23 protein-coding genes are annotated in these 26393 nt (G+C 73.1%); 17 read left to right on the top strand and 6 right to left on the bottom strand.

The window, feature by feature from the left end; genetic code table 11:
• Positions 1 to 803 precede the first annotated feature (803 nt).
• Together EDD40_RS09385 and EDD40_RS09380 are read left to right on the top strand one after the other, a co-directional pair.
• On the top strand, positions 804 to 2090 hold the full coding sequence (locus tag EDD40_RS09385) for a hypothetical protein (RefSeq protein ID WP_123742557.1): 1287 nt from the start codon (positions 804 to 806) through the stop codon (positions 2088 to 2090).
• Positions 2087 to 3175 carry a transporter substrate-binding domain-containing protein gene (locus tag EDD40_RS09380; protein WP_148088743.1) on the top strand — a complete coding sequence of 363 codons (1089 nt, stop codon included), beginning with the start codon at positions 2087 to 2089 and terminating at the stop codon, positions 3173 to 3175. The genes EDD40_RS09385 and EDD40_RS09380 overlap by 4 nt, the downstream gene beginning before the upstream one ends.
• Before the next feature lie 4 nt (positions 3176 to 3179).
• Here EDD40_RS09380 and EDD40_RS09375 read toward each other — a convergent pair whose 3' ends face one another.
• The 4 genes from EDD40_RS09375 to EDD40_RS09360 are packed head-to-tail and all read right to left on the bottom strand — an operon-like array spanning position 3180 to position 8788.
• On the bottom strand, positions 3180 to 3551 hold the full coding sequence (locus tag EDD40_RS09375; RefSeq protein WP_123742555.1) for a CU044_2847 family protein: 372 nt from the start codon (positions 3549 to 3551) through the stop codon (positions 3180 to 3182).
• A 28-nt stretch (positions 3552 to 3579) separates the two neighbouring features.
• Positions 3580 to 5064, bottom strand: coding sequence for a VWA domain-containing protein (locus tag EDD40_RS09370; protein WP_123742554.1), 1485 nt, complete (start codon positions 5062 to 5064; stop codon positions 3580 to 3582).
• The gene (locus EDD40_RS09365) at positions 5061 to 7265 is read right to left on the bottom strand and encodes a serine/threonine-protein kinase (protein ID WP_123742553.1); all 2205 of its coding nucleotides are present in this window, start codon (positions 7263 to 7265) and stop codon (positions 5061 to 5063) included. The genes EDD40_RS09370 and EDD40_RS09365 overlap by 4 nt, the downstream gene beginning before the upstream one ends.
• Positions 7262 to 8788 (bottom strand): S1 family peptidase, encoded by a 1527-nt coding sequence (locus tag EDD40_RS09360; RefSeq protein WP_123742552.1) that lies wholly within the window; start codon positions 8786 to 8788, stop codon positions 7262 to 7264. The genes EDD40_RS09365 and EDD40_RS09360 overlap by 4 nt, the downstream gene beginning before the upstream one ends.
• A 263-nt stretch (positions 8789 to 9051) precedes the next feature.
• On the opposite strand from EDD40_RS09360, the gene EDD40_RS09355 reads away from it, so the two are divergent.
• Positions 9052 to 9747, top strand: coding sequence for an isochorismatase family protein (locus tag EDD40_RS09355; RefSeq protein WP_123742551.1), 696 nt, complete (start codon positions 9052 to 9054; stop codon positions 9745 to 9747).
• Positions 9747 to 10559, top strand: a complete 813-nt coding sequence (locus EDD40_RS09350; protein ID WP_123742550.1) for an SDR family NAD(P)-dependent oxidoreductase — start codon at positions 9747 to 9749, stop codon at positions 10557 to 10559. Before EDD40_RS09355 ends, EDD40_RS09350 begins: the two co-directional genes overlap by 1 nt.
• Positions 10560 to 10607: 48 nt before the next feature.
• Here the strand turns inward: EDD40_RS09350 and EDD40_RS09345 are convergent, their stop codons facing one another.
• Positions 10608 to 11834 carry an MmgE/PrpD family protein gene (locus tag EDD40_RS09345; RefSeq protein ID WP_170185013.1) on the bottom strand — a complete coding sequence of 409 codons (1227 nt, stop codon included), beginning with the start codon at positions 11832 to 11834 and terminating at the stop codon, positions 10608 to 10610.
• On the bottom strand, positions 11827 to 12723 hold the full coding sequence (locus tag EDD40_RS09340) for an NAD(P)-dependent oxidoreductase (RefSeq protein ID WP_211348127.1): 897 nt from the start codon (positions 12721 to 12723) through the stop codon (positions 11827 to 11829). Before EDD40_RS09340 ends, EDD40_RS09345 begins: the two co-directional genes overlap by 8 nt.
• Positions 12724 to 12885: 162 nt before the next feature.
• Here EDD40_RS09340 and EDD40_RS09335 point away from each other — a divergent pair, with 162 nt between their 5' ends.
• The 13 genes from EDD40_RS09335 (at position 12886) to EDD40_RS09275 (ending at position 26356) form a co-directional block, all read left to right on the top strand.
• Entirely contained in the window at positions 12886 to 13623 is a 738-nt protein-coding gene (locus tag EDD40_RS09335; RefSeq protein ID WP_123742547.1) for a FadR/GntR family transcriptional regulator, read from the top strand.
• Between the two features lie 132 nt (positions 13624 to 13755).
• Positions 13756 to 15087 (top strand): MFS transporter, encoded by a 1332-nt coding sequence (locus tag EDD40_RS09330; RefSeq protein WP_123742546.1) that lies wholly within the window; start codon positions 13756 to 13758, stop codon positions 15085 to 15087.
• 1 nt (position 15088) lies between these two features.
• Positions 15089 to 16327, top strand: coding sequence for a CaiB/BaiF CoA transferase family protein (locus tag EDD40_RS09325; protein ID WP_123742545.1), 1239 nt, complete (start codon positions 15089 to 15091; stop codon positions 16325 to 16327).
• Positions 16324 to 17100 (top strand): enoyl-CoA hydratase/isomerase family protein, encoded by a 777-nt coding sequence (locus EDD40_RS09320; protein ID WP_123742544.1) that lies wholly within the window; start codon positions 16324 to 16326, stop codon positions 17098 to 17100. The genes EDD40_RS09325 and EDD40_RS09320 overlap by 4 nt, the downstream gene beginning before the upstream one ends.
• Complete coding sequence (locus tag EDD40_RS09315) at positions 17097 to 18269, top strand: acyl-CoA dehydrogenase family protein (RefSeq protein ID WP_123742543.1); 1173 nt, start codon at positions 17097 to 17099, stop codon at positions 18267 to 18269. The genes EDD40_RS09320 and EDD40_RS09315 overlap by 4 nt, the downstream gene beginning before the upstream one ends.
• The gene (locus EDD40_RS09310) at positions 18269 to 19024 is read left to right on the top strand and encodes an SDR family NAD(P)-dependent oxidoreductase (protein WP_123747889.1); all 756 of its coding nucleotides are present in this window, start codon (positions 18269 to 18271) and stop codon (positions 19022 to 19024) included. The genes EDD40_RS09315 and EDD40_RS09310 overlap by 1 nt, the downstream gene beginning before the upstream one ends.
• Positions 19021 to 19887: a 3-hydroxyacyl-CoA dehydrogenase family protein gene (locus EDD40_RS09305; protein WP_123742542.1), complete on the top strand. Its 867-nt coding sequence runs from the start codon at positions 19021 to 19023 to the stop codon at positions 19885 to 19887. The genes EDD40_RS09310 and EDD40_RS09305 overlap by 4 nt, the downstream gene beginning before the upstream one ends.
• Before the next feature lie 12 nt (positions 19888 to 19899).
• A complete protein-coding gene (locus EDD40_RS09300) occupies positions 19900 to 20760 on the top strand; it encodes a 3-hydroxyacyl-CoA dehydrogenase family protein (protein WP_123742541.1) in 861 nt (286 codons plus the stop codon).
• Positions 20757 to 21536: an enoyl-CoA hydratase-related protein gene (locus tag EDD40_RS09295; protein WP_123742540.1), complete on the top strand. Its 780-nt coding sequence runs from the start codon at positions 20757 to 20759 to the stop codon at positions 21534 to 21536. Before EDD40_RS09300 ends, EDD40_RS09295 begins: the two co-directional genes overlap by 4 nt.
• Complete coding sequence (locus tag EDD40_RS09290; RefSeq protein WP_123742539.1) at positions 21533 to 22492, top strand: acyl-CoA dehydrogenase family protein; 960 nt, start codon at positions 21533 to 21535, stop codon at positions 22490 to 22492. The genes EDD40_RS09295 and EDD40_RS09290 overlap by 4 nt, the downstream gene beginning before the upstream one ends.
• Entirely contained in the window at positions 22489 to 24141 is a 1653-nt protein-coding gene (locus EDD40_RS09285) for an AMP-binding protein (RefSeq protein ID WP_123742538.1), read from the top strand. The genes EDD40_RS09290 and EDD40_RS09285 overlap by 4 nt, the downstream gene beginning before the upstream one ends.
• A complete protein-coding gene (locus EDD40_RS09280) occupies positions 24138 to 25247 on the top strand; it encodes a CaiB/BaiF CoA transferase family protein (protein ID WP_123742537.1) in 1110 nt (369 codons plus the stop codon). Before EDD40_RS09285 ends, EDD40_RS09280 begins: the two co-directional genes overlap by 4 nt.
• The gene (locus EDD40_RS09275) at positions 25235 to 26356 is read left to right on the top strand and encodes a GDSL-type esterase/lipase family protein (protein ID WP_123742536.1); all 1122 of its coding nucleotides are present in this window, start codon (positions 25235 to 25237) and stop codon (positions 26354 to 26356) included. The genes EDD40_RS09280 and EDD40_RS09275 overlap by 13 nt, the downstream gene beginning before the upstream one ends.
• Positions 26357 to 26393 lie beyond the last annotated feature (37 nt).

Here is a 26393-nt window from a genome sequence, read left to right as displayed (position 1 = left end):
ACCACAGCACCGGAGGACGAGGCCCGACCCCGCTGCCGGACAGCACGACCACGACGATCCGCCGTCCCGGGAGAATCCCGTCGCGCTGCGGCGTCCGATCCGTCACCATCGTCAGCCCGGGAACCTCTCCCCATGACGGTCCCCTCCGGCGCCTCGACGCCATCACGTGCAAATCCAAGGCATAGCCGAATCCGACCGAGGTGATCACGCACTTCTGCGGACAAGGTGTTTCCGCGTTCGGCCACACCTGAGATCGGGGAGGGCACGGCCTGACGTAACCGGGAACAGAGGGAGGACACCCGTGACCGCCGGGCGGCAGAGTCGCACGGCCGGTCGAGCTGCGACGTCCAGATCACTGGTAGGGAGGAGTTGGCGCAGGACGGCGTAGAGGGCAGGCCGAGACCGTCCTCGAGTCCGCGAGTCGCGGCGCGTTTTCCGGTCGAACCGCCTCTCGTCCAGGAGGATTGATCGAGCCTGGAGAGGCTCCGTCGCTGGTTCGATCGAGGTAACGACGTTCCGTCGGAGGGCATCGCTACGACCAGCGCGGTCGACAGCACGTCCGGACGTGCTCGGACGGTGAGCCAAGCAGGCGCCACCGGGAGCCTGAGGGTCGGCCCGGACACGTCGTTGCTGCGCGAGATCACCGAGGCGAACCTGTCGACGCTGTCCAGCCACTCACGGCTGCCCGGCCCGGTGACCCCGTGGGGGAGCGGAACGGGTTCGTCGAATCCGGCGACACCGCGTGATCGCTGTGCTTGACTTGACCGTTCACCGGGGCGAACGGCCGTTGGCACACCGCACTTGTGCGGGTGTTGGAGGAGGTGGCGTTGATCCGCGAGGGTTTCGGTGCTTACCTCCGGCGCACCGAGGGCAAGTTCACGCTGATCGCGGCTTGTGCCGCGGCGTTCGCGCTGGCGCTCGGCCTGGTCGGGATGACCGTGGTGGGCGACCGGCAGGCGCTGCTCGACGACGCGGTCGACCGGAGAGGAGCGCTGACGTCCGCCGCGCTCGACATCTACCGTACGTTCGCCGACGCCGACGCCACGTCGCTCGACGCGGTCCTGGTCGACCAGCAGCGCTCACCCGGGCTCCAGCAGAAGTTCCGCGAGGACGTCTTCGACGCGGTGGACGCGTTGCGCGAGGCCGCGTCACGGGACGCCGGGGGCAGTTCGGCCGATCGGGTGCGGCGGCTGACGGATCTCGTGCCCCAGTACGTGCAGCTGGTCGAGACCGGGTGGAGTGCCAGCCGCAACAACCACTCCGTCGGCACGAACTACCTCGCCCAGGCCTCGTTCCTGGTGCGCGGCACCATCCTGAAGGACGCCGACGAGCTGCACGACGAGCAGATCAGGGCACTCACCGAAGCCCAGGAGGCCGCCTCCTCCCACGCCTGGTCCACCTATCTGTTGGGCGTGGTCGTGCTGGTGGTCCTCGGCATGGCGCACCGGTTCACGGCCCGGCGCACCCGGCGCAGGGTCAACGTCGGCCTGCTGGCCGCGGCCGGGCTCACGCTGGTCGCCCTGGTCTGGCTGCCGACGGCGCTGCTCGTCGCCTCGGGCAGCGCGGAGGACAGCATCGTGCAACGGGAGAAGGTCGTGGCACCACTGGCGGAGGCTCGCAACGTCGGCAGGTCCGCCGACAGCAACGAGGCACGCATGTTGATCTACCCCACCCTGGGTGACGTCGAAGCGCTGCGGAACGACCTGGCCAGGATCGGCGCACTCATCGGCGACGTCACACCGGTCACCGAACCGGGCCCGGAGCGGGACCGGGTCGAGCAGGCCGCGGCGGCGCTGGCATCGTGGGTCGACGCCGACGCCCGGGTGATGGACACCTCGAATCCGTTGACCTACCCCCAGACGGTCGCGATCGTGACACCGCCGACGGGTGGCGGGAAGACCCACGCCGAGCAGGTCGACGAGCACCTCACGGCTGCGATCTCCGCCTACACCAGGAGTTCCGCCGAGGCCACGGCGTCCGCGCGGGCGGCGCTCGACGGCCTCGCGGTCGGTTTCGCCCTGCTGATGGTCGCTGCGGCGGCCGCGGCGGTGGCCGGGCTGTGGCCCCGGATCGCGGAGTACTACCGGTGAGGGCGCGTGCGGTGACGGCCGCTCTCGCCCTGCTGCTGGCGGGGTGCTCGGCCCCGACCGGCGCGCCGCAGGAGGAACGTGCCGCGCCGCTCGTGCTGCCCTACGGCTACGCCGATCCGGGATCGGAGGCCACGCCCATCGAGGCGTGCGAGACGGCGGAGGGTCGGCTGGAGTTCGACCCGCGCCGCACCCTCAACCCGGCCGCCCTGGGGCGTGACGCCGCGGGTGCGCCCGTGGGGCCGACGCTGGACGAGATCCGCCGTGACGGGCTGGTGGTCGGCGTCAGCCAGACCACGCCGCTGCTCAGCCGGCGCAACCAGGTGACGGGGGAGATGGAGGGCTACGAGCTCGACATCATCCACCGGATCGCGACCGAGTTGTTCGGCCCGGGGTTCGCCCCCGGTGACCCGCGCCTGCGGCTGGTGACGATGCCGACCGGCAGCAGGCTGCTGGCGCTGAGGACGGGCAAGAACGACGCGGCGCGCAAGGCCGACCCGAAGCTCGCCGAGGTGCCGGAGGTCCACATGGTCCTCGCCGACGTGACGCTGACCTGCGGTCGGGTCTACACCCACGACGTCATGTACTCCGCCCCCTACCTGACGACGAACGCGGGCCTGTTGACCCGCACGGGCGCCGAGCGGCGGTCGTCGCTGGCCGACCTGTCCGGGCGGAAGGTGTGCGCGGCGTCGGCCACGACGAGCATCGCCGACCTGCTCGCGCTGAGGCCGAGCACCGGGATCCTGCCCGTGTCGGTGCCGGACTCCAGCGAGTGCCTGATGCTGCTGCAACGCGGCCTCGTCGACGCCATCTACACCGACTTCCCGATCCTGCAGGGACTCCAGCTCCAGGATCCCGGCACGACTTTGGTCGACCTGCGCGGCCAGGGCGGTGGGCAGGCGGGCGTCGCGATGAGCAAGGACCACCCGGACCTGATCCGGTTCGTGAACGGCGTGCTGGAGCGGATGCGCGCCGACGGCAGCCTGGCGGCCTCGCGCGACAGGTGGTTCGTCGACGAGGTGCGGGCGGCCGGGCTGGACGTGCCCGGACCGCCGCTCGACCTGCCACCCGTCACCTACGCCGACTGAGCCGTCACGGCTCCTCGATGACCTCCTCCTCGACCGGCAGGCCGTCGCGACGCCACCGGAGCTTGACCTCGAACTGGCCCTGGACGCCGGTGCGGGCGATCACCGCGCCCGCTTCGGCGTCCAGCTTGAGCCCGAACTTCAGCTCGACCTCGTCGGGCGCGCGGGTCATCGACGCGAACTGGGCGAGGGCCGCCGCTGCGGCGTCCCGGACACCGGCGACCGCCTGCTCGAACGTGGCGCGGGCCTCTTGGAGCACCCGCGCCGAGGACCGGCCCGCCGGGGAGACGCCCGGCCGCTCGTCCACCTCGACGAGGACCGTGCCGCCGTCGGCCAGCGCGAACCGCAGGAGCTTCGAGTGCGGGTGTTCCGTCGTCACAGGGTGTTCTCCTCGGTGTTCTCGATCGTCAGGTGGTCATCGCCGTGCGGCAGTCGCCGCAGAACCGGGCGGTCGCGGGCCAGCTCTTCCCGCAGTTCGGGCACGTCCTCTCGGGCGCGGCCTTCGTGGCGCCCCCCGTCGTGCCTCCGGTCGTCGCCCTCGCGGCGGGCGAGGGTGAGGCCGCCGGCGGCATTTCGGGGCTCATGCTGGACATGACCGAGCTCATGCCCACGGACAGCAGGTCGACGGCGGCGAGGTCGTCCTTCAGCCGCACCACGCCGTCGGCCGGTTCACCGACGACGTCGACCAACCGCAGCAGTCGCTGCAACACCTTGTCGTTGTCCAACGCGGTGGCGAGGGCGACCGCACGGCCCCACTCGGCCGCCGCGGTCGCGAGGTCTCCCGCGTCGTGGGCGTCGCACCCGCGCAGCACGGCTTGCCCCAGCTCGGCCTGGTCGGTGTAGTGGGCGACCTTCGGGTCCATGATGCTGGACTTCTTCATGTCGTCGGTCCACCGCACCAGGACGACCGCGGGTGGGCACGCGCGTTCGAACTCCGTCGCACCCGCCCGTCGTACCTCCAGGTCGACCCGGCCCACCCGGATGTCGGTGTCCGGTTCCGCGTCCGACGAGTCGACCTTGAGCCGGAGGTGGAACTCGCGGCTCTCCGCGCCCCACGACCCGGTGCCGAACGCGGTGGTGCGCGCGTCGACCTCGTCGCCGACGAGTCCGGCCTCGGTGGGGAACGTCTGCCGCAGGAAGTCCACCTCCGAGCGGGTCGTGGTCTTCACGACCACCCGGACCTCCGGGACGACCTTCCCCATCGCGGTCCTGGTCATGGCCTCGAAGTCGGCGACGAGGTCGGCGGGCTGCCGGACGGCGTCGGCCGTGCCGTGCAGCGCCGCCGCGATGCGCAGCAGCTCGCGCTTCTCCCAGTCCGCGCCGATGCCGCGGGCGTCGCAGGTGAACACCCGCGCGCACGCGGGCAGCTCGACGTCGAGCCTGACGTCGGCCTCGCTGTTCTGCCCGTCGGTGAGCATGATGACGTGGCGCACGGCGGTCGGGTGGTCGGAGAGCAGGCCGCGGGCCAGCCCGAGCCACTCGCCCATGTTCGTGCCGCCGCCGGCCTGCAACTGGCTCACCGCCTTCTTCGCCGCGCGTCGGGTCGCGGGCGTCGCGGCGACCAGGCGCGGCCCGGTCGGGTAGACCACGCGGGCGACGTGCGTGCCCTCGATCACCGCGAACAGCGCACCGTCGCGAAGGGCGTCGATCGCGGCCTTCGTCGCCCGTTGCGCCGCCGCGATCTTCGTCGGCGGGTACGCCATCGAGCCGGAGCAGTCGATGGCGATCACCTCGGCCACCTCGGCCGTGACATCGGCGCCCGGCACGCCCTGGGCGGTCACGGTGAGGATGGCGTGCATCTCGTCGTCCTCGGTGGACAGGTAGCGGTTCTGGCTGACCGCCAGGCTGAATCCGGGCGCGTTGTCGTCCATGTCGTCGTCCCCGTGGCTCATCGGAAGGTCACCGGCCGGTACGTGTTGGCGAGGTCGACCAGGTCGGAGCGCTCGGCTTGGGAGTCGGCCTGCCTGGCGAGCGCGCGGTACGACCGCTCCAGGCGCTGCCGCAGCGCGTCTTCGTGGCGCCGGAGCACCTCGTCGCCCGCCATCGCCGCAGCGAGCTCGGCCTCCTGCACCACCGCCTCCAACCGGACGCGGGACTGCCCGGTGGTCGCGCCGCCGTCGAGGTAGAGCCGGGACAACCGGTCGTTGGCGGCGGCCAGTTCCGCGGCGTGCGGGCGGTCGAGCTGCCCGGAGCGGGCGAGCGCGCCGCTGAGGACGCGCACGGCCGCGATGCGGGCGGCGTCGTAGTGCCGGGACACCGGCGGCGTCTCGTCGAGCAGGGTGACCGCGCCCGCCCGGTCGCCCTGCGCCAGCCGGACCCGGGCGAGGCCGAACACGGCGCTCACCACGGACCGGTCGCGTCGCCACACCGAGCCGTAGCGGGCCTCGGCCTTGGCGAACGCCCCGCTGTGCTCGTCGCAGTAGGCCAGCGCGAGCTTCGGCGCGTCCTCGCCGGGCAGTTCGGCGTAGCCGGCGTCGAACGCCGACCTGGCTTCCTCGACGTCGCCCTCGGCCAGCGCGATGAGGCCTTCGTGCCACCGCAGCCGCCAGTCGCGGTCGTCACCGAGCAGGTTCCCCGCCTGGCTCAGGCTCTCGACGGCCGCGTCCACGTCACCTGCGGCGAGTGCCGCGCGGCACCGGACGAACGCCGTCTCGGGTGTCCGCAGGCCCGCCGTGTCGAGCCGGTCCAGCAGGCGGCGCGGGTCTTCGGCGTCGGCGGCGGCCAGGACGTCGGCCGCCGGGTCGTCGGCGGTGGCGCGCGGCACGGGCAGGCCGATCGCCACGACGGCGGGAGCCGGGCGGCCGAGGTCGAGCGGCAGGTCCTCGGGCAGCTCGCCGATCCACCGGCTCAACGGCGGGACGACCCCGAGGCCGTCGTCGAGGAGCGTGGCGGTGTGCACGAACCGGGTCGACGGCTCCGGTCGCGGCTGCCCGTCGCGCAGCGAGGCGATCTCGCGCAGCACTCCGCGCAGTTGGTCGGCCATGTCGGCGGACGAGGCGAACCGGTGGTCCGGGTCCTTGTGCAAGGCCTTGGTGTAGACGCGGCGGAACGATTCGAGCCCCACCTCGATGCGCCGGCGCTCGGCGGCGCTGTACTGGCCGGCGCGGTGGTCCGCGGTCTCCAGGTAGAGCCTGCGCAGCGTCTCGCCGACGGTGTGCAGGTCGGACTGGACGGTGAGGCCGCGCTCCGCGATCTCGGCGTCGGACACCTGGTAGGGGCGGGTGCCCACGACCTTGCCGGACCGGTCGCCGACCCGCCGCACGGCGCCGAGGTCGATGAGCTTGACCCGGTTGCCGCGCTCGCCGTGCCTGCCCGAGCGGATGATCACGTTGTCCGGTTTGAGGTCGCAGTAGAGCAGGCCGCGTTCGTGCAGGTAGTCGAACGCGGCGAGGACCTGCAGGCCCGCGGCGATGACGTGCTCGGTGCGCAGCGGCTCGCCCAACGGCAGCGTGCCGAGGCGGGACTGCTCGGCGACCTCGTTGAGCACCAGGCCGTCCACGTACTCCATGACGATGTAGGCGCGTGGCGTGCCGGTGTGGGTGTCGGGGTGGCTGACGAAGTTGAAGATGCGGACGATGTTCGGGTGGTCGATCGTGGTCAGCGCCTGGCGCTCGGCGGTGGCCAGGTCCTCGTCCGCGACATCGATCAGTCCTTTGAGGACCACCGGGTTGTCGTCCAGGTGCGTGTCCTTGGCCAGGTAGATCCACCCGAGCCCGCCGCGGGCGAAGCAGCCGACCACGAGGTACTGGTCGGCGACCAGGTCACCGGGCGCGAGGCTGGGCAGGAACGAGAACGCCGTGCCGCACGCCAGGCAGAACCCGGCGCCCTGAGCGGGCAGGGCCTTCGGGTCGGGGCAGTCGGGGTTGCCGCAGCGCCGGGCCCGGACCGGGACCTGCGGATCGGTGAGGATGCGGCTGGTCGGATCGGGGAAGTCGAAGACGGGCAGCGAAGCCGGGTCGTCGCTGCGCGACCGGCGGCTGCCCGTGCTGCTCGACGAGGACGAGGGCCGCGTCTCGGCCGGGCGCCCGCAGGTGTCGCAGTAGTCGGTCTCGTCGATCGAACCGTCGCAGTCCACCCTCGTGCAGGCCGTCATCCCGGTTCCCCCTTCGCCAACGCCCGGCGCACCAAGTCCTGGTACTCCTTCACCGCCTCGCGGACGGCGTCACCGTCGACCGGGTCGGCCGCCAGCAGCGCGTGGGCCCTGCGGTAGGCCGTGGCGGAGCCGATGTCCTCCGCCAGGCCGCCGTCGCCCGCTTTCGCCTTCCACCCTTCGAGTTGGCCGCGCAGGTCGGACATCGCTTCTGCGACTTGCCGCGCGTCGGCGCGACCGCTTTCGACCCGGGTGATCGCGCGGTCGAACCGGGGCAGCCGTTCGGCGACGAGCGTCCAGTCCGCGGCGGCGGCACGGCGCAGGCCGCTGAGCGCGATGCGCAGCCTGCTCGCATCGGTGTCCGGGCTGTCGGCCAGCAGCACCGCGATGCGTTCGGCGAACCCGTCGAGTCGCCCGGTGACCGCGGCTCTGGCCAGGGCCCGTGCGGCGTCGATGCCCGCGGAGTCGTCCTGGTCGAAGCTGAAGACGAGGCGTGCGCCGTGCCGCACCATCGGCTCGAACACCTCGTCGAGCAGCGCCTGGGGTTCGTCGGTCTGGTCGACGCCGTCCACCACGACGGTCATCGGCGGAGTGCCCGCCTGCACGCGTCGGGTGCTGGAGCCGTCGGCGGCGAGCCCGGCCCGGTCGACGATGCGCCGGGAGACCTCTTCGACGGTGAGCCCTTCCACGTCCAGGGCGAGGTCCGGATCGGGGGAGTCGCCGACGCTGGACAGCGCGACGGCGTGCCGCAGGTCGGTCCGCTCACCACCGACGACGATCAACACCGCGGCGCCGTCCTCCCGGCGGGAGAGCCAGGCCATGATCTCGCGGACGCGTTCGGCCAGGTGCGTGCTGTCGGCGGGAGCGGGGAACCTGTCCGGGTCGACGCCGCGGTCGCCGACCGCCCACTGGGAGACGAGCGGGAGGTGGGCCTCGATGGTGGCGACGGGCATCATCCACGCCAGGCCGGCGTCGTCGTCGGTGTACTCGCTGACCACGATGCCGAGCACGTCGCCGGTGGCGTCGTCGGCGACGCCGGAGCCGCTGAACCCGGCGCGGACCCGCTGCTCGCCGGGGGAGCGGCGGTTCATCTGGAGCCACTCGGACCCGGCCCAGGCGGCGAGCGTCATGCGTGCCCAGACCCCGATGTCGAGCCCTTGGCCGTGCGGGTAGCCGAGGGTGTGGACGGGCCGGTCCCAGGTGAGCGCGGCCCGGCGGAGCGTGGCGCCGAGCCCGGCCGGCTGCCTGGTCGCGAGCTTCAGGACCGCCACGTCACCGCGGTCGTCCCCGTCCGGCGGAACGTGGGCGACGATGCGGGCATCGCTGGTGGGCGCGCCGGGCAGGCCCACCAGGTCGACGGCGAGCACTTCGGCGGCCAGCGCGACGTGCGCGCAGGTGAGCACGTGCTCCCGGTCCACCAAGACCCCGGCGCCCAGCACCTCGCCACCACTGCGGTCGCGCACCCTGACCCGCCACCGTTCGGCCCCGTGGGCGAAGGGCCCGGTGTCCCCCTCACCAGCGATCACTCACGCACGATAGAACAGCGGGTGCGGGTGAGGATCACTTTGACGAACCACGCCCCGTTCGGCCTAGACGTGCCTCGACATCACCGGGCCCGCACGTCGGGTCGGGCCGCGTGGGGACGCTCCGCCGTGCTCTGCCGCAGACTTCTTCCCGCTGGAGGTCGAGCCGGTCCACCGCCCGTTGACACCTCTGCGCGGCGGGTCCTAATGTTCGACAGATTACGGATCTGTCTAATAGTGGATCGTTGCGTCGGAGGCGGTGGCGTGTGGGCAAGCCGTGGGACGGGGTCGTTCCCGAGGAGGACGTCGCCGCGTTCGGGCGGGAATTCGACCGGCAGGAGAGGCCGATCACCGCTGGGGCGCGGCCCGCTGTCGTGGTGGTCGACATGACTCGCGCGTTCGTGGACTCGGCTTACCCGACGGGGTGGAGCCCCACCGGGCAGCCTGCCGCGGAGGCCACCGCTCGGCTGCTGGCCGTGGCACGGGGTTCGGGGGTGCCGGTGTTCTTCACCAAGGCCTTCGCGACGCCCGACCACGTCCGGCGGCCCGTGGAGGTCGGCCGGTGGAAGCTCAACCGCGCGCCCGAGCCGTTGCCCGAGGGCACGCCGCCCGGTGACGTGATCGACGAACGGCTGGCCCCGCTGCCCGACGAGGTCGTGATCGACAAGGGCACGAAGCCCAGCGGGTTCTACGGCACACCGCTCGCGTCCTACTTGGTGCACGCCGGGTGCGACACGGTGATCGTCACCGGCATGACCACGAGCGGCTGCGTGCGGGCGACCGTCGTCGACGCCTTCCAGCACAACTTCCACGTGGTCGTGCCGTTCGAGTGCACCGCCGACCGCAGCCAGATCTCACACAAGATCAACTTATTCGACATCCACATGAAGTACGCCGACGTGATCAGCCTGGACGAGACCGTCGAGTACATCCGGAAGCTCACCGCGGCGGAGGACCACTGATGGACCTGGGCTTGAAGGACCGGGCGTTCCTGGTGACCGGCGGATCGCGCGGCATCGGCCTGGCCACCACGAGGCTCCTGCTGGAGGAGGGCGCGTCGGTGCTGGTCGCCGCGCGCACGCAGGCGTCGCTGGACCGGGCCCGCCAGTCGCTGGACGACCACCCGCACGTGGGGTTCGCGGCGTGCGACCTGAGTGCGCCGGAGGGTGGCGCGATCGCCGTCGCGGCGGCCGTGGAGCGGTTCGGCACGCTCGACGGCGTGGTCAACAACGCGGCGGCGTTCTCCCCGGAGAAGGGGCACCCGGACCGCGCGGCGTGGCTGTCGCTGTTCGAGCTGAAGTTGCTCGGTTACGAGTCGGTCGTCCAGGCGGCGCTGCCGCACGTGCGCGACGGCGGGGCGTTCGTCAACATCTCCGGCGTGGCCGCGCTGCGCTACTGGGCGGGCGCGCCGCACGTGAGCGTCGTGAACGCGGCCGTGCAGACGCTGTCGGCGCACTACGCGGCGGAACTCGCGGACCGCCGCATCCGGGTCAACACCGTTGTTCCCGGTGCGACCGCCACCGACCGCTACGAGGCGCGCGTCGCGAAGATCAGTGAACGCGACGGCCTCACCCCGGAGCAGGCGAGGGCCCGGATGGACGGCGCGATCCCCCTGGGTCGCGCGGTGGACCCCACCGAGATCGCGGCGGCCATCGTGTTCCTGCTGTCCGACCACTCCGCCAGCACCACCGGGGCCACGATCGTGGTGGACGGCGGCACCGTGGCCGTCCCGGACGCGCCGGGCGCCCTGGAGAGCACGCCCAAGCGGGACTGACCCGCGCCCCCGACCACCGCTCGCCGGTGGTCGGGGGCGCGGCTGCGGTCAGCGTGCGGTCCGCCAGAGTGCGGCCAGGTCGGCCAGGCCGGTCGGAGCGCGGAGCGCGGCGGACGCCCGGGCCAGGGCGTCGCCGGTGTCGCCGAGCATGTCGGCGCAGTGCGCGCGGAGGTCCGCCGGTCGCCATGCGCTGGTGTCGCCGTCGCCGGTCAACGTCAGGTCCGCGCCGTCGGCCAGGGTCACCGTCACGGTCGCGCCCAGGTCCGGCAGTGCCGGGTCGGCGACCACCTCCACCGCCTCCGGTGTCACCGCCGGGTGGAACGCGCGCAGCGCCGCCCGCGCGATGCCCTCCACGCTCGAGATCGAGTCCACCGCCGCGTCACGCCCGTAGTCCACCGCGAAGGGCGCGACGCGCACCGTCACCCGCCGCGCCGCGGGCAGCGCCGGGTGGCTGCGGAACGCCTCGAAGATCGACTGCCCGTACATCGCCACCGGGTACCGCTTGAACGTCACGTCGTGGATCGCCGCCCGGGCGGACGTGCCCGCGGGCCGGCCGGTGCCGAACAGCGAGTACATCCCGGACGGTCCGGCCAGCGCGCCGTCGCCCCCGCGCAGGCCCGCTCCCGCGGCGATGGCCGCGGACACACCGGCCTGCACGGCCAGCGCGGGTTGCAGGCGCCAGCCGTCGCCGCCGGTCGCCACCACGCCCAGCGGGCCGCCGACCGTCCCCGTGGCCAGGGCCAGCGCGGCTACCGCGTCGTCCTCCGACATCTCCGTGACGAGCGCGTACGTCGCGGCGGCGGCCAGCGGCGCGACCACCGACGTGACGCGCCAGCCGCGGCGCGACACGTCGGGCAGCAACGCCTCGGCCAGGCGGCACGCGCACTCGTAGCCGCCGATGACGGCGCGCAGCAGGCGTTCACCGGAGACGACGCCGTCCCGTTCGACCACGGCCAGCGCGACGGGCACCACGGCCAGCCCGGGGTGGGCGGCCACGCGGTAGGAGTCGTCGGTCAGCCGCGCGTGCATGAGGTAGGCGTTGGCGGTGACCGCGCCGGTGAGGTCGGTGTGCCGGTCCACACCGCCGATGCGGCACGGACCGGGGGCGGCGGCCAGCGCCTCCGCCGCCGCCCGGTGCGCGGGCACGCGCGCCGACAGCACGATCTCCGACAGCGCCACCGCGAGGCAGCCCGCCGCGCGGTCCACCGCGGCCGGGTCGGCGGTGGCCGCCTGGCGGTGGACGGTGCGCCACAGGGCGTCGAGGTGCTCAGCCACGGTCGACACCGTTCAGCCGTTGGAACATGGTGACGATGCGGGTGCAGTCCTGGTCGCCGTAGCCCTCGGTGACGGCGAGCCGCCACGTGTCCGCCACAGCCCGCGCCAGCGGCGTGGTCAGGCCCAGCTCGTCGGCCAGCGAGGTGAACAGGGCGACGTCCTTGAGCGCCGCGCGCGCCGGGTGCCCGAAGTCGTACCGGCCGGTGAGGACCTCGTCGGGGAACTTCTCGGCGGTGGAGGAGTTGCGGCCGGAGGAGACGTCGAGCACCCGGATCGCCAGGTCCAGCGGTATGCCCGCGCGGCTGGTCAGCGTGGTGGCCTCGGCGGTCGCGGCCAGTGCGCCCAGCGAGAGCACGTTGTTGGCGAGCTTCACCACTTGCGCCTGGCCGGGGTGCTCGCCGACGACCGTGACGTGCGAGCCGATCACCTCGAACAGCGGGTGGCACGCCGCCACCGCGTCGGGGTCGCCGGAGACGATGACCGACAGCGAGCCGCGCGCGGCGCCCGCCCCTCCGCCGCTGACCGGGGCGTCCACGAAGGACAGGCCCACGTCCTCCAGCGCCGTCGCGATGTCACGCGTGGTGTCGACGCCCGCGGTGGACGTGTTGACGACGTAGCGGAGCTTCCGGTTCGCGACGGGCGCGGTCAGCTGCTCGCCGACTTCCTCCAGCGCCGCCGGGGTGGGCAGGCTGAGCAGCGCCACGTCCGCGTGCCCGGCGACTTCCTCGACGGTGGCGTGCACGCGCGCCAACGGGTCGTCCCGGAACGGTCGCACCGCTTCGGGGTCGGGGTCGAGCAGGTGGACCGGCCACCCCCGCGCCGTGAACCGCCGCGCCATGGGGCCCGCCATGCGACCCACGCCGATGAACGCGATGTCCCGCACTGTCACCACTCCCACCAAGGAGGTCGGTTGACCGGCAACTGTACGACTTTTACCACAACTGTCAAAGTTGAACCGAGCAGATGCCGTCCGGCGCCCTGATGATGATCGGTGGCTGATGTTAATGTTCAACAATGACTGCTGGTCATTGCGGGGACGGGGGGACGGACCGTGGCTGATCGCGAGAGCGCCCGGTCCCGGGTCATCGGGCAGAAGGTGCTGCGACCCAGGGAGCAGGTCGAGGAGCGCATCCGGAGCACGATCCTGTCCGGCGAGCTCAAGTCCGGCGACATCCTGCCGCCCGAGGTGGAACTGGCGCGCCAGTTCGACGTCAGCCGCACGACGCTGCGCGAGGCCCTGCGGTCGCTGACCACCCAGGGGCTGATCTACAAGATCCCCGGCTCGCGCGGCGGCAACTTCGTCCAGTCGGTGGACCACCGCTCGCTCGGCTCGGTCGTCATCGACTCGGTGCACAACCTGCTCAAGCTGGGCAGCATCGAGTTCGCCGAGGTCGCGGAGGTGCGGCAGCACTTGGAGGTCCCGGCGGTGAGGCTGGCCGCGGCCAACCGCAGCGCCGAAGACCTGGAGCTGCTGCGGGACATCGTCCGGCGGCAGAAGCGGGCCTCGGTGGACGACCCCGAGGTGCCCAAGCTGGACGAGCAGTTCCACTCGCTGATCGCGCAGGCCTCGGGCAACCGGGTGCTGCACTCGTTCGTCGCGGCCCTGCACCACGAGACCGAGCCGGTGCACTACCTCGACCTGTCCCCGGAGGTCGGCCGCGCCACGGTCCGGCAGCACAAGGCGATCGTCGACGCCATCGCCGACCGGGACCCCGACGCCGCCGAGGCCGCGATCATCGAGCACCTGACCTACCTGCGCAAGCACATCGCGGTGCACGTCAGCCGGTAGTCCGAGGCCGCTCCGCAGTGCGGGGCGGCCTTTCTCGTAGTTGGTAAAAGTTGGACCTTGTACACCTCTGTTCAATGACCTACCGTTCACGACCAGGTAAGCGTGTGTGGCCGGTCCGCAGGAGGTCAGCGCATGGGACGTCAAGCCTCATCCCCCCGCAACGTGGCGTTCGCGAGCTTCATCGGCACCACCATCGAGTTCTTCGACTTCGGCATCTTCAGCACGGCCTCCGCGCTGATCTTCAACAAGCTGTTCTTCCCCTCCCTCGACCCGCTGATCGGCACGCTGGCCGCGTTCGCGTCCTTCGGCGTGGCGTTCCTGGTCCGACCGCTCGGCGCGGCGGTCTTCGGCCACTTCGGGGATCGATTGGGACGCAAGAGGATGCTCGCGCTGAGCCTGGTCATCATGGGCGTGGGCACGACCATGGTCGGGCTGCTGCCGACCTACGCCATGATCGGGATCTGGGCGCCGGTCCTGCTGGTCTTCTCCCGCGTGCTGCAGGGCATCGCGGTCAGCGGTGAGTGGAGCGGCGCGGTGCTCATGGCCGTGGAGCACGCCCCGGCGCGCAAACGGGCCTTCTACGCGAGCTGGCCGCAGCGCGGCGTGCCCGCCGGGCTGGTGCTGTCCACGGCGTCGTTCTACCTGGTCGAGCAGTTGCCCCGGGACGCCATGATGAGCTGGGGCTGGCGCGTGCCGTTCCTGGCCAGCGCGGTGCTCGTGGTGGTCGGCCTGTACATCCGGCTCAAGATCGCGGAGTCGCCCGCGTTCCGGGCCGTGCAGGAGCGCGACGAGGTGTCGCGCTACCCGGCGGGCGAGGTGTTCCGCAAGGCGGGCGGCTCGCTGGCGATCGCGGTGTTCTCCATGGCCGCCAACAGCATCATGTTCTACTCGGCGGCGGTGTTCGCGCTGAGCTACGGCGTGACGCAGGCCGGCGCGTCGCGGGGCACGATGCTGCTCGCGGTCGCGATCGGCGCGTTCCTGCAGATCTTCACCATCCCGATCGTCGCCGGCCTCGCCGACCGGTACGGCAGGCGGCCGGTGCTGCTGGCCGGCTCGCTGCTGACCGTGCTGGTGGCGTTCCCGTTCTTCTGGCTGGTCGACTCCGGCGAGCCGGTGGCGATCATCATCGCGATGGTGCTGGCGCTGTCGGTGGTGCACGCGCTGACCGGCTCGCCCATGGCGGTCTTCCTGCCCGAGCTGTTCGAGACCCGTCTGCGCTACAGCGGTTCAGCGATCGGCTACCACGTCGGCGCCATGGTGATGAGCGGCCCGACGCCGTTCGTGGCCGCCGCGCTGTTCGCCTGGGCCGGCGCGTCGTGGCCGCTCGCGCTCTACATCATCCTGGGCGGCGTGATCACGGCCGTGGCCGTGTGGATCGCCCGCGAGTCGTACGAGGACGAGATCGTGAAGGCGGACACCCCCGCGGCGGACTCCGGTGCCCACGGGCCGGCGACCGTCGCCTGACATGGAGGACCACGTGGACGACCGCGACGCGGCGAGCGGACCGCTGGCGGGCCTGAAGGTCGTCGACCTGACCACCTCCTACGCGGGACCCACGGCCGCCATGTACCTGGCGGACCTGGGGGCGGACGTGGTCAAGGTCGAGCGCCCCGGCGGGGGCGACGACACGCGGACGTGGGGCCCTCCCTTCGTGGGCTCCGCGTCCGCGTGGTTCGCCTCGGCCAACCGCAACAAGCGCTCGGTCGTGGTGAACCTCCGCGACCCGGACGGCATCGCGACGCTGCGCACCCTGATCGGGCGGGCGGACGTCTTCATCGAGAACTTCACCCCCGGCAAGCTCGAAGTGCTCGGCATCGACCACGAGAGCCTGCGCGCCGAGTTCCCCCACCTGATCTACTGCGCGATGTCCGGGTTCGGCCAGGACGGACCCGACCGCAACCTGCCCGGCTACGACCTGGCCGCCCAGGCGCGGTCGGGTCTGATGTCGGTGACCGGCGCCAAGGGCGGGTCGCCGCAACGGGTGTCCACCGCGCTGTCCGATGTGGTCACGGGCATGTGCGCGGCACTGGCCGTGGCCGCGGCGGTGGTGCGGCAGCGCGGGACCGGGCAGGGCGACCTGATCGACGTGTCGCTGCTGGACTCCGCACTGGCCGTGATGGCGCCCCGGATCGCCGGATTCCTGGCGGGCGAGCCGGAACCCGCGCCCAGTGGCGGCACCGACTCGGTGCTCGCGGTGTACCAGGCGTTCCCCACCGCGGACCGGGACCTCGTGGTGGCCGTGGGCAACGACGCGATGTGGCGGCGGTTCTGCGTGGCGGTCGGGCTGCCCGGCCTGGCCGAGCGCCCCGAACTGGCGGACAACCCGGGCCGCCGCGACCACCGCGCCGAGCTGGTCGAGGCGGTGTCGGCGAAGCTGCGCGAGCGGCCCGCCGCGCACTGGCGGCGCGTGCTGGGCGACGCGGGCATCCCGTGCTCGCTGGTGCAGTCGCTGTCCGAGGTGGTGAGCGATCCTCAGGTGCTGGCCCGGGGGAGCCTGCTGGAGGTGCCCGGCGCGGACGCCTGGGTGGTGCGTGGACCGTTCCGGCTCGCCTCGATACCGCATCCGCGCAACGCCCGGTTCCCGGACCTGGGCGCGCACACGGTGGAAGTGCTGGCGGAGAACGGGTTCAGCCCGGACGAGATCGGGTGGCTGATCGAGCGGCAGGCCGTCGAGGACGGTCGTGCGGAGGGACGGCGACCATGAGCGTGGTGGTGGAACGGGACGGTGCTGTCGCCGTCGTGCGCATCGACCGGCCCGAGCGGCACAACGCCCTCAACGCCGACGTGCTGCGCCGGCTCCACGCGGTGATGACCGACCTGCCGGGCAAGGCCCGCGCGATCGTGCTGACCGGGTCGGGTCGCCGCGCGTTCAGCGCCGGCGCCGACCTGGACGAGCTGGTCGGTCTGAGCGCCGCCGACGCCGAACCGGTGCTCCGCGCCGGGCAGGCGGTGCTGCGCGGCATCGAACGCTCGCCCGCGCCGGTGATCGCCGCGGTCAACGGCCTGGCCCTGGGCGGCGGGTTCGAGCTCGTGCTGGCGTGCTCGTTCGCGGTGGCCTCGACGGAGGCGGCGTTCGCGCTGCCCGAGCCGGGCTTGGGCCTGATCCCCGGCTACGGCGGCACACAACGGCTGGCCCGGGTCACCGGACCGGCCGCGGCGCGGCACGTGATGCTGACCGGGCACCGCTTGGACGCGCTGCGCGCCTATGAGCTGGGCGTGGTCGTGCTGCCGCCGGTGCACCCCGACGCCCTGCGCTCGCTGGCCGTGGCGCAGGCGCGCAAGGTCGCCGGGATGGGGCCGCGGGCGGTACGCGCGATCGTGGACGCCGTGGACGTCGGCCTGGACAGCCCGCTGGACGACGCGCTGGCGCTGGAGACCCGGCTGGCCGCGGACGCTGTGGGCGGCAGCGAGTCGGACGAGGGCGTGCGTGCCTTCAAGGAGAAGCGGCGGCCGTGCTTCGAGGCGGTCACCCCATGACGCCCGAGGCCCACCTCGCGCTGCACCGGTCGCTGGACGAGTCGGCGGCCGACGCGCTGCTCACCGAGCGCGAGCTGGACGTGCGGCGGCAGGTCCGCGAGGTCGTCGCGCACGAGGTCGTGCCCCGTGCCGAGCACGAGCACGAGTTCGTGCACGACGGCTACCAGGCCCTGGCCCGTGCCGGGCTGGCCGGGCTGACCTTCCCCGAGGAGCTGGGCGGCACGGCGGACTCCACGGTCGCCTACGCCGTGGCGATCGAGGAGATCACCGCGGGCTGCGCGTCGACCAGCTTGGTCTACATGACCCAGGCGCACACCGCGACCCCGATCACCGCGGCGGGCACGAAAGCCCTGGCACGCGAGCACGTCCCCGGCCTGCTGTCCGGCGAGCGGTACGGGTCGCTGGCGGTCACCGAGCCGGACGCGGGCAGCGACGCCGCGGCCCTGCGCACCACCGCCACGCCGCACGGGGACGGGTTCCGGCTCACGGGGTCCAAGACGTTCATCACCACCGGCGACAAGGCCGACGTGCTGGTCTGCTTCGCCACCGCGGACCGGGCACTGGGTCGCCGGGGTGTGACGGCGTTCGTGGTGGACGGCGCGACACCCGGCCTGTCCCGGGGCGCCCCGTTCGCCAAGCTCGGCATGCACGGCTCCACCACCGCCGAGGTCTTCCTCGACGGCGTGGAGGTCCCCGGCGACCACGTGCTGGGCGAGGTAGGCGGCGGGTGGCGGGTGCTCTTGGACTCCGTGGTCAAGTCCCGGATCAGCGCTGCCGCCCAGGGGGTCGGCCTGGCCCGCGCGGCCTACGCGCGCACCCTGTGCGCCCTGGGTCGCCACCCCTCGCCGGAGGCGGCGTTCGCCCTGGCCGGGCTGCGCGGCCGGATCCTGCAGGGACGGTTGCTGCTGCACGCCGTCGCACGGCAGGTCGACGTCGCCGCCGAACCGCCGACCGGCCAGATCGCGATCATGAAGCAGTCGTGCACCGACCTCGGGTGGTACGCCGCCCGCGAGGCGGTGCGCATCCTCGGGCCGTACGGCGACCTGGTCGGACCCGGTGTCGAGCGCTGCCTGCGCGACGCCGCCGTGACGAGGATCTACGACGGCACCAACGAGATCCAACGGATGCTGATCGCCCGCGACACTGCGCGGGCGAGGGAAGAGCGGTGATGGAGCAGTCGCTGAACGGGAAGGTCGCCCTCGTCACCGGTGCGGGCCGCGGACTGGGCCGGGCGATGGCCGGCGCGCTCGCCGCGGCGGGCGCGAGGGTCGCCGTGGCCGCGCGAACCTGCGCCGAGCTGGACGGGTTCGTCGCCGAGCAGGCCGAGTCGGGCCGCGAGGCGCTGGCCGTGCCGACCGACATCACCGACGCGGACGCGGTGGACCACATGGTGGACTCGACCGTGGCCCGCTTCGGGAAGCTCGACATCCTGGTCAACAACTCCGGGATCGTCGTCACCACCCCGTTGCTGGAGCTGGAACCCGACGAGTGGGACCTGATCATGGCGACGAACCTGCGCGGCACCTACCTGGCCACCCGTGCCGCCGGGCGGCACATGGTGCCACAGCGGTCCGGGAAGGTCATCAACATCGCCTCCAACCACGCGCTGATCGGGGTCGCCGAGTTCGCGGCCTACTCGGCGTCCAAGGCGGGTGTCATCTCGCTGACCAAGACGATGGCCGTGGAGTGGGCCCGTTACGGCATCAGCGTCAACGCGCTCGCGCCCGGCTACTTCGCCACCCCGCTCAACGCCGAGCTGCGCGCCGACGAGGAGTTGATGGCCCACGTGCTGCGGGTGATCCCGACGCGCCGGTTCGGCGAACCGCACGAGCTGGCGCCGTGGCTGCTGTTGCTGGCGGGGGAGGCGTCGGACTTCATGACGGGCGAGACGATCGTGATCGACGGCGGACAGGTGGCGCGATGACGACCGTGGCCGTGCTGGGCGCGGGCACCATGGGGTCGGGCATCGCGACCGTCACCGCGCGGGCCGGGCACCGCACCGTGCTGCACGACGTGGACGAGGCCAACATGGAGCGGGGCTTGGACAACGTCCGGGGCTTCCTCGCGCGCGGCGCGGAGCTCGGCAAGCTCACCGACGAGCAGGCACGGGCCGCGGCCGATCGGGTGGAGGGCACGACCTCGCTGCGCGACTTGGCGCGCGCGGACGTGGTGATCGAGGCGATCTACGAGGACCTGGCGGCCAAGCAGGCGCTGTTCGCCGAGCTGGACGGTGTCGTGGGCGACCGGACCCTGTTCCACACCAACACCTCCACCCTGTCGGTCACCGCCATCGCGGCCGGCTCGCGCCACCCGGAGCGGGTTGTCGGCACCCACTACTGCAACCCCGCGCCGCTGATGAAGCTGGTGGAGGTCGCCGACGGCCGGTACACCGGCGGCTGGGCGCACGAGGCCACCCGGGGCTTCCTGGAGGGCCTGGGCAAGACCACCGTGGTCACCAAGGACCGGCCCGGGTTCATCGTCAACCGGTTCCTCATCCCGTGGGAGAACCGGTGCATCGACGCCCTGGAGTCCGGGTTGGGCAGCAAGGAGTCCATCGACACCGCCGTGACCGGCGCGCTGGGGCACCCGATGGGGCCGTTCCGGCTGCTGGACGTGGTCGGGCTGGACATCCACCAGCAGGTCGCGACCCGGCTGTACGAGCAGCTGCGCGACCCGAGGTTCTTCCCGCCGCCGATGGTGGCCCGGATGGTCGCGGCGGGCGATCTGGGCCGCAAGACCGGGCGCGGCTTCTACACCTACGACGACAACCGGCTGTTCGGCGCGTGAACGGGAGGACGCATGACCGACAGGGTGGCGGTGCTGGGGCTGGGAGTGATGGGCGCGGGCATCGCCCACGTCGTGGCCGCGTCCGGCAGGGACGTGGTCGCGCTGGAGATCGACGCCGACCGCGTCGTCGAGGGGTCGGCGCGGCTGCGGGCGTTCCTGGACGGCGGGGTGGCGCGCGGCAAGACCACGGCCGAGGAGCGAGACGCCGTGCTGGCACGGGTGCGGCCGGTCGTCGACGTGGCGGAGCTGGCCGGGGTGGCGCTGGTGATCGAGGCGGTGACCGAACGAGCGGACGTCAAGGGAGAGCTGCTCGGCCGGGTAGCCGCCGTGGTCCCCGACGACGCGCTGATCGCGACCAACACCTCGGCGCTGGCGGTGACCGACCTGGCGGCGTCCGTGCCGCACCCGGAGCGGTTCGGGGGCCTGCACTTCTTCAACCCCGCGCCGCTGATGAAGGTGGTCGAGGTGGTGCCGGGACTGCGCACCGCGCCGGAGACCGTGACCGCGCTGGTGGAGTTCGCGACCGGGTTGGGCAAGGACGCCGTGGTGGTCGGGGACAGGCCGGGGTTCCTGGTCAACCACCTGCTCATCCCGTACCTCAACGACGTCGTGGCCGAGTACGACCGGGACCTCGCTGACGCCGCCGACCTGGACACGGCGATGCGGCTGGGCCTGGGCTACCGCCTCGGGCCGCTGGAACTGCTCGACCTGATCGGCTTGGACGTGCACGAGCACGCCGCGCGCCGCGCGTACGAGGCGACGCACGACCCGGCCTTCGCACCGCCGCCGCTGCTGACCCGCATGGTCGCGGCGGGGTACTTGGGCGCCAAGAGCGGGCGGGGTTTCCGCACTGGAGGGGAGAACGCGGGATGACCGACTACACCGACATCTCGGTCATGACCGACGGGCCGGTACTGACCATCACCCTGGAGCGCCCGGACGCGGGCAACAAGCTGCGGACGAGGACGTGCCTCGAGCTGTCCGACGCGCTGGGACGGTTCCGGCTCGACCCGGCGCTGCGCGCGGCCGTGCTGACCGGGGCGGGGGACAAGTTCTTCTGCATCGGCGGCGAGCACGACGAGACCACCTCGTTCGACCAGTCGCAGGTACTGCCGATCATCGACGTCTACCAGGCGATCGACACCGTCGCGAAGCCGGTGGTGGCGGCGGTGAACGGGTTCGCGGTGGGCGGCGGGAACGTGCTGCACACCGTGTGCGACCTGACCATCGCCGCCGAGCACGCGGTGTTCCGCCAGGTCGGTCCGCTGGTGGGCAGCTTCGACGCCGGGTACGGCACCTGGTACCTGGAGGACACCGTGGGCCGCAAGCGCGCCAAGGAGATGTGGTACCTCAACCGCAAGTACACCGCCGCGCAGGCGCTGGCCATGGGCCTGGTCAACGAGGTCGTGCCGGCCGACGAGCTGTCGGCGCGGGCCGCCGAGGTGGCGCGCGAGATGACCACGCGCAGCCCGATGGCGCTGGGCGCGTTGAAGGCGGCGTTCTCCGCCCGGCACAACGGGGTGTCCGGTCAGGCGCGGCTGGCGCACGACCAGTACCTCACCGTCTACCTGGCCACCAAGGAGGCGCACGAGGTGAACGAGTCGTTCGCGCAGCGCCGCGCACCGGAGCCGCAGAGGTTCTGGACGTGACCCGGCCCCTGCTGACCGACGAGGAGTCCGACGTCGCCGGTCTGGTCACCGCCGTGGTGGCCGGGCGGCGGCCGAGTGACGAGCGGCCGGACGAGGTGGCGGAGATGCGGCGCCGGCTGGACGACGCCGGGTTGTGGGCGGTCGACGGCCCGGACGACCTGGCGGCCGTCGTGCTGGCCCGGCTGGGCCGGGACTGGCCCGCGCTCGCGTGGGCGTCGGCGCAGGCGCGCGTGGCGGCGGACGTGCTGGGCGAGGACGTCCGGCACGGGGAGACCCCGGTCGCCGTGGTGGACGCCGACTCGCCCACCGTGCGGCTCACCGAGGCGAACGGCATGGTGGCGGGGGTGGTCGACCGCGTGGACGCCGCGGGCGAGCGCCCGCACGTGGTGGTGCTCGGCCACCGCTCGGCGCGGGTGATCCCGCCGACCGCGCTGCGCTTCAGCCGGCTGCGGCGCACCGGCCTGGACGGGGCGCTCACCTCGTCCGCCGAGCTCGTCGCGCCCACCGCGGTCGTGGAGATCACCGACGTGGACACCGACGCGGCCCGCGTCCGGCTCAGGTTGGGCGGCGCGGCCGTCGCCGCCGGGCTCGCCGACGCCGCGACCGGGGCGGCCCTGGCCTACAGCGCCCAGCGCGTCCAGTTCGGCGGACCTCTGATCGCGCTGCCGACCGTGCGCGACGGCCTGTTCGGCGCGGCCCGCGTCGCGCTCACCGCGTGGCGGCAGGTGTTCCGGGCCGCGACGCCCTGGCAGGCGGCGGCCGTGCTCGACCAGGCGTGCGAGCACGCCCTCGACGCGTGCGCGCACGCCGTGCAAGCCCACGGCGGCTACGGCTACCTCGTCGAGTACGGCGTGGAACGCCTGCTGCGGGACGCGGTGTCACTGCGCGCCGCCTGTGACGTGTCCACCGCGCGCCGCACGGGCGCGGCGTCGCTCACCGGTTGGGAGGCTTCATGACGGGGCTGCTGCTGCGCGGCCAGCACACGCCGGTGACCGCTGCGGACGCCGAAGCGTTCCGCGCCGCCGGGTGGTGGCCGGGCACGCCGATCCGCGCCCTGCTGTCCGACGCGGCGGCGCGGCACCCCGACCGCGTCGCGCTGGTCGGCCACAGGCCGGGGCGGGAGCCCGTGCGCCAGACCTACCGGGCGTTCGACCGCGCCGCGACCCGGGTGGCGTCCGCGCTGCACGCCCTGGGCGTCGGCGAGGGTGACGTGGTGGCGCTGATGCTGCCCAACTCGGTGGAGTACGGCGCGCTGGTGTTCGGCATCAGCGAGGTCGGCGCGGTCTACACCGGCATCCCGGTGTCCTACGGCGAGCGCCAGGTCGTCCCGATCCTGCGCCGCTCGCGGGCGGTGGCGCTGATCATCCCGCGCCGCTGGCGCACCACCGACCACCTCGCCCTGGTGCGCGGCCTGCGCGCGGACCTGCCGTCGTTGCGACACGTGGTCGTCGTCGGCGACGACTTCGAGGCGGGGCCCGGGGAGCACCTCTGGGACGACTTCGTGGACGTGCCGCTCGCCGCGTTCCCGCCGCGCGAGCCGGGCGAGCTGTGCTACTTCGGCTTCACCTCCGGCACGACCGGCGAGCCCAAGGGCGCGATGCACACCCACGACACGCTGCTGTACGCGGTGAAGGGCCTCGCCGACCACCTGGGGCCCGGCACGTTCGGTGACCCGATGGTGCAGTTGGTCGCCTCACCCGCCGGGCACCACTCGGGGTTCGTGTGGGGCATCCTGTTCACCGCCTACCTCGCCGGGACGGGCGTGCACGTCGACCACTGGGACCCCGGGTGGTGCGCGGAGGTGGTGCGCGCGGAGGGCATCACGGCGTTCTTCGGCGCGCCGACGTTCCTGCAGGACATGTTGCGCACCGACCTCGCCGACGACCCCGACTGCCCGTTCCGGTGCCTCGTGGTCGCCGGGTCCCCGGTGCCGCGCACGTTGCCGGCCAAAGCCGGGCGGGCCCTCGGCGCGTACATCGCGCCCGCGTGGGGCATGACCGAGTGCAGCATCATGACCTCCGCGACCCCGCTGGAGGACGACGACGTCCAGCGCACCGACGGGTCGGTGTTCCCCGGCTCGCAGGTGCGCGTCGTGGACGACGAGGGCAGGGCCGTGCCGCCGGGCGTGACGGGGGAGCTGCTGATGCGCGGCCCCGGCGTGATCGTCGGCTACTACGACCGGCCGGACGCCACCGACGAGTCTTTCCTGCCCGGCCTGTGGTTCCGCACGGGCGACACGGCGAGCCTCGACGAGCACGGCCGGCTGTCGCTGCGGGGGCGTACCAAGGACGTCATCATCCGCGGCGGCGAGAACATCCCCGTCACGGAGGTCGAGTCGCTGCTGTTCGACCACCCGGACGTGCTCGACGCCGCCGTGGTCGGCTACTCCGACGAGCGGCTCGGCGAACGGGCGTGCGCGGTGCTCGTCGCCCGGCCCGGAGCGGTGCTGGAGCTGCCCGCGCTGTGCGACTACCTGCTGGCGGGCGGGCTGTCCAAGCACTACCTGCCGGAGCGCCTGGTCCTGCTGCCCGAGTTGCCGACCACGCAGAGCGGGAAGATCCAGAAGTACCGGCTGCGCGAACTCGTCGCGGGGGAGGGGGCATGAGCCTCGACGGGGTGCGCGTGCTGGACCTGTCCACCCTGCTCCCCGGTCCGATGGCCACGCTGCTGCTCGCCGACGCGGGCGCGGACGTGGTCAAGGTCGAACGCCCGGGTCGCGGTGACGAGATGCGGTCCTACCAGCCGAAGCTGGGAGGGGCGAGCGCGAACTACGCGATCCTCAACCGCGGCAAGCGGGCCTTCGCGGCCGATCTGAAGGACCCGGCCGACCGCGACCGGGTGCTCGCCCTGGCCACCTCCGCCGACGTCGTGGTGGAGCAGTTCCGCCCCGGCGTGGTGGACCGGCTGGGCTTGGGCTACGAGGCGGTGCGCTCGCGCAACCCGGGTGTCGTCTACTGCTCCATCACCGGCTACGGCCAGACCGGGGCGCACGCCACGCGCGCCGGGCACGACCTCAACTACCTGGCGGGCATGGGGCTGCTGGATGTGGTGGTCGACGCCACGGGCGCGCCGCCGCTGCCGCCGACGGTGATCGCCGACCTCGCGGGCGGCACCTACCCGGCGGTGGTGAACATCCTGCTGGCCCTGCGGCGCAGGGACGCCACGGGCGTCGGCGCGCACCTCGACATCTCGATGTCCCGCAACCTGCAGACCATGATCTACGGCTACTTCGCCACCCACCAGGCGGGCGGTGGGTGGCCCGTGCCCGGCGCGGACCTGCTCACCGGCGGCAGCCCGCGCTACCGGATCTACCCGACCGCCGACGGCAGGCACGTGGCCGTGGCGTCGTTGGAGGAGAAGTTCTGGCGCCTGCTGGCGGAGCTGATCGGCCTGCCCGCCGAGTACCTGGACGACGCCGGGCAGGAGGCGGCGGTGGCCGAGGCCGTCGCCGAGCGGATCGCGGCCCACCCGGCGGCGCACTGGCGGTCGGTGTTCGACGGCGAGGACGTCTGCGCCACCGTCGTGGGCACCTTCCCCGAGGCGGTCGCGGCGGGCCTGGTCACCCCGGACGGCCCGGACCGCCTGGTCGGTGACGGGTTCGACGTCGGCGCGTTGCCCAGCCCGGTCGACCCCGTCCTGCGCCCCGCCCCGGCCGCGATCGGCTACCCGGCTCTGGAACCCCTGCCGGTGGGGGACGTGTGGCTGAGCTGACCTGGGTCGCCGGGTTCCGCACCGGTGTGGTGAGCCCGTTCGAGCCGTTCCAGCTCGCACCGTCCCGGGCTTTCGCCGACGAGACGCTGCGCCAGGTGCTGCACCTGGCAGGCGGCGGCGCGGCGGTGCGGGTCACGCTGACCAACCAGTACGGCAGGCGTCCCCTGCGGCTCGGCGGCGCGCGGATCGCCGTGCGCACGCGGGGCAGCGGCATCGACCCGGCGACCGACCGGGCGCTGGTGTTCCCGGAGACCGTCGTGCCACCGGGCGAGACCACCACCAGCGACCCGGTCGACCTGGCCGTCACGGCGGGCACCGACCTGGTGCTCAGCCTGTACCTGCCCCGCGACACCGGCCCGGTCACCTACTCCCACCAACCCGCCCAGACCGCGTACGTGACCTCCGGCGACCGGTGCGCCGAACCGCGCTTCGAGGCCGCGGGAGAACTGGGGTCGCGCTACCTCGTCGCCGGCGTGGACGTCCTGGCCCCCGCGGGGACCCCGGTGTCGGTCGCTTTCGGCGACTCGTGGTTCGAGGGCCGCGGGACGACCCCGAACACCAACAGCCGCCTGCCCGACCTGCTCACCGCGCGCCTGACCCGCGGCTGGTTCGTCAACCAGGGCATCGGCACCAACCGCCTGCTCACGGACGTGATCGGGGACCACGCCCTGGCCCGCTTCGACCGCGACGTGCTGGCCGTGCCCGGCGCGCGGCACGTCCTCCTCCACCTCGGCCTCAACGACCTCGGCGTGCCGGGCCGGTTCGGGACCGGCGCACCGCCGTCCGCCGACGACCTGGTGGCCGGGTTCACCGAACTGGCCCGGCGGGGGCGTGCCGCCGGCCTGACCGTCGTCGCGGCGACCCTGGGCCCGTACGCCGGCACCACCTACCCGGGCTACGACACACCGCGGGGCCAGGCGATCCGACGTGAGGCGAACGCCTGGCTGCGCACGGAGTTCGGCCCGCACGCCGACTTCGACGCCGTGGCCGACCCCGCCGACCCGAGCCGCCTGCGCCCCGAGTACGACAGCGGCGACCACATCCACCTGAACGACACCGGCACCCGAGCGCTGGCCGAGTCGATCGATCTGACCCCGTTCACGCGGTGACGGCCGGCCGGCCGCGCGCACTTCGACCGGGTCACCG

Origin of the sequence: Saccharothrix texasensis, from assembly GCF_003752005.1 — a bacterium.
GTDB lineage: Bacteria > Actinomycetota > Actinomycetes > Mycobacteriales > Pseudonocardiaceae > Actinosynnema > Actinosynnema texasense.
Note: the sequence above shows the minus strand (reverse complement) of the source record. Positions and strands in the feature narration are given on the sequence as shown.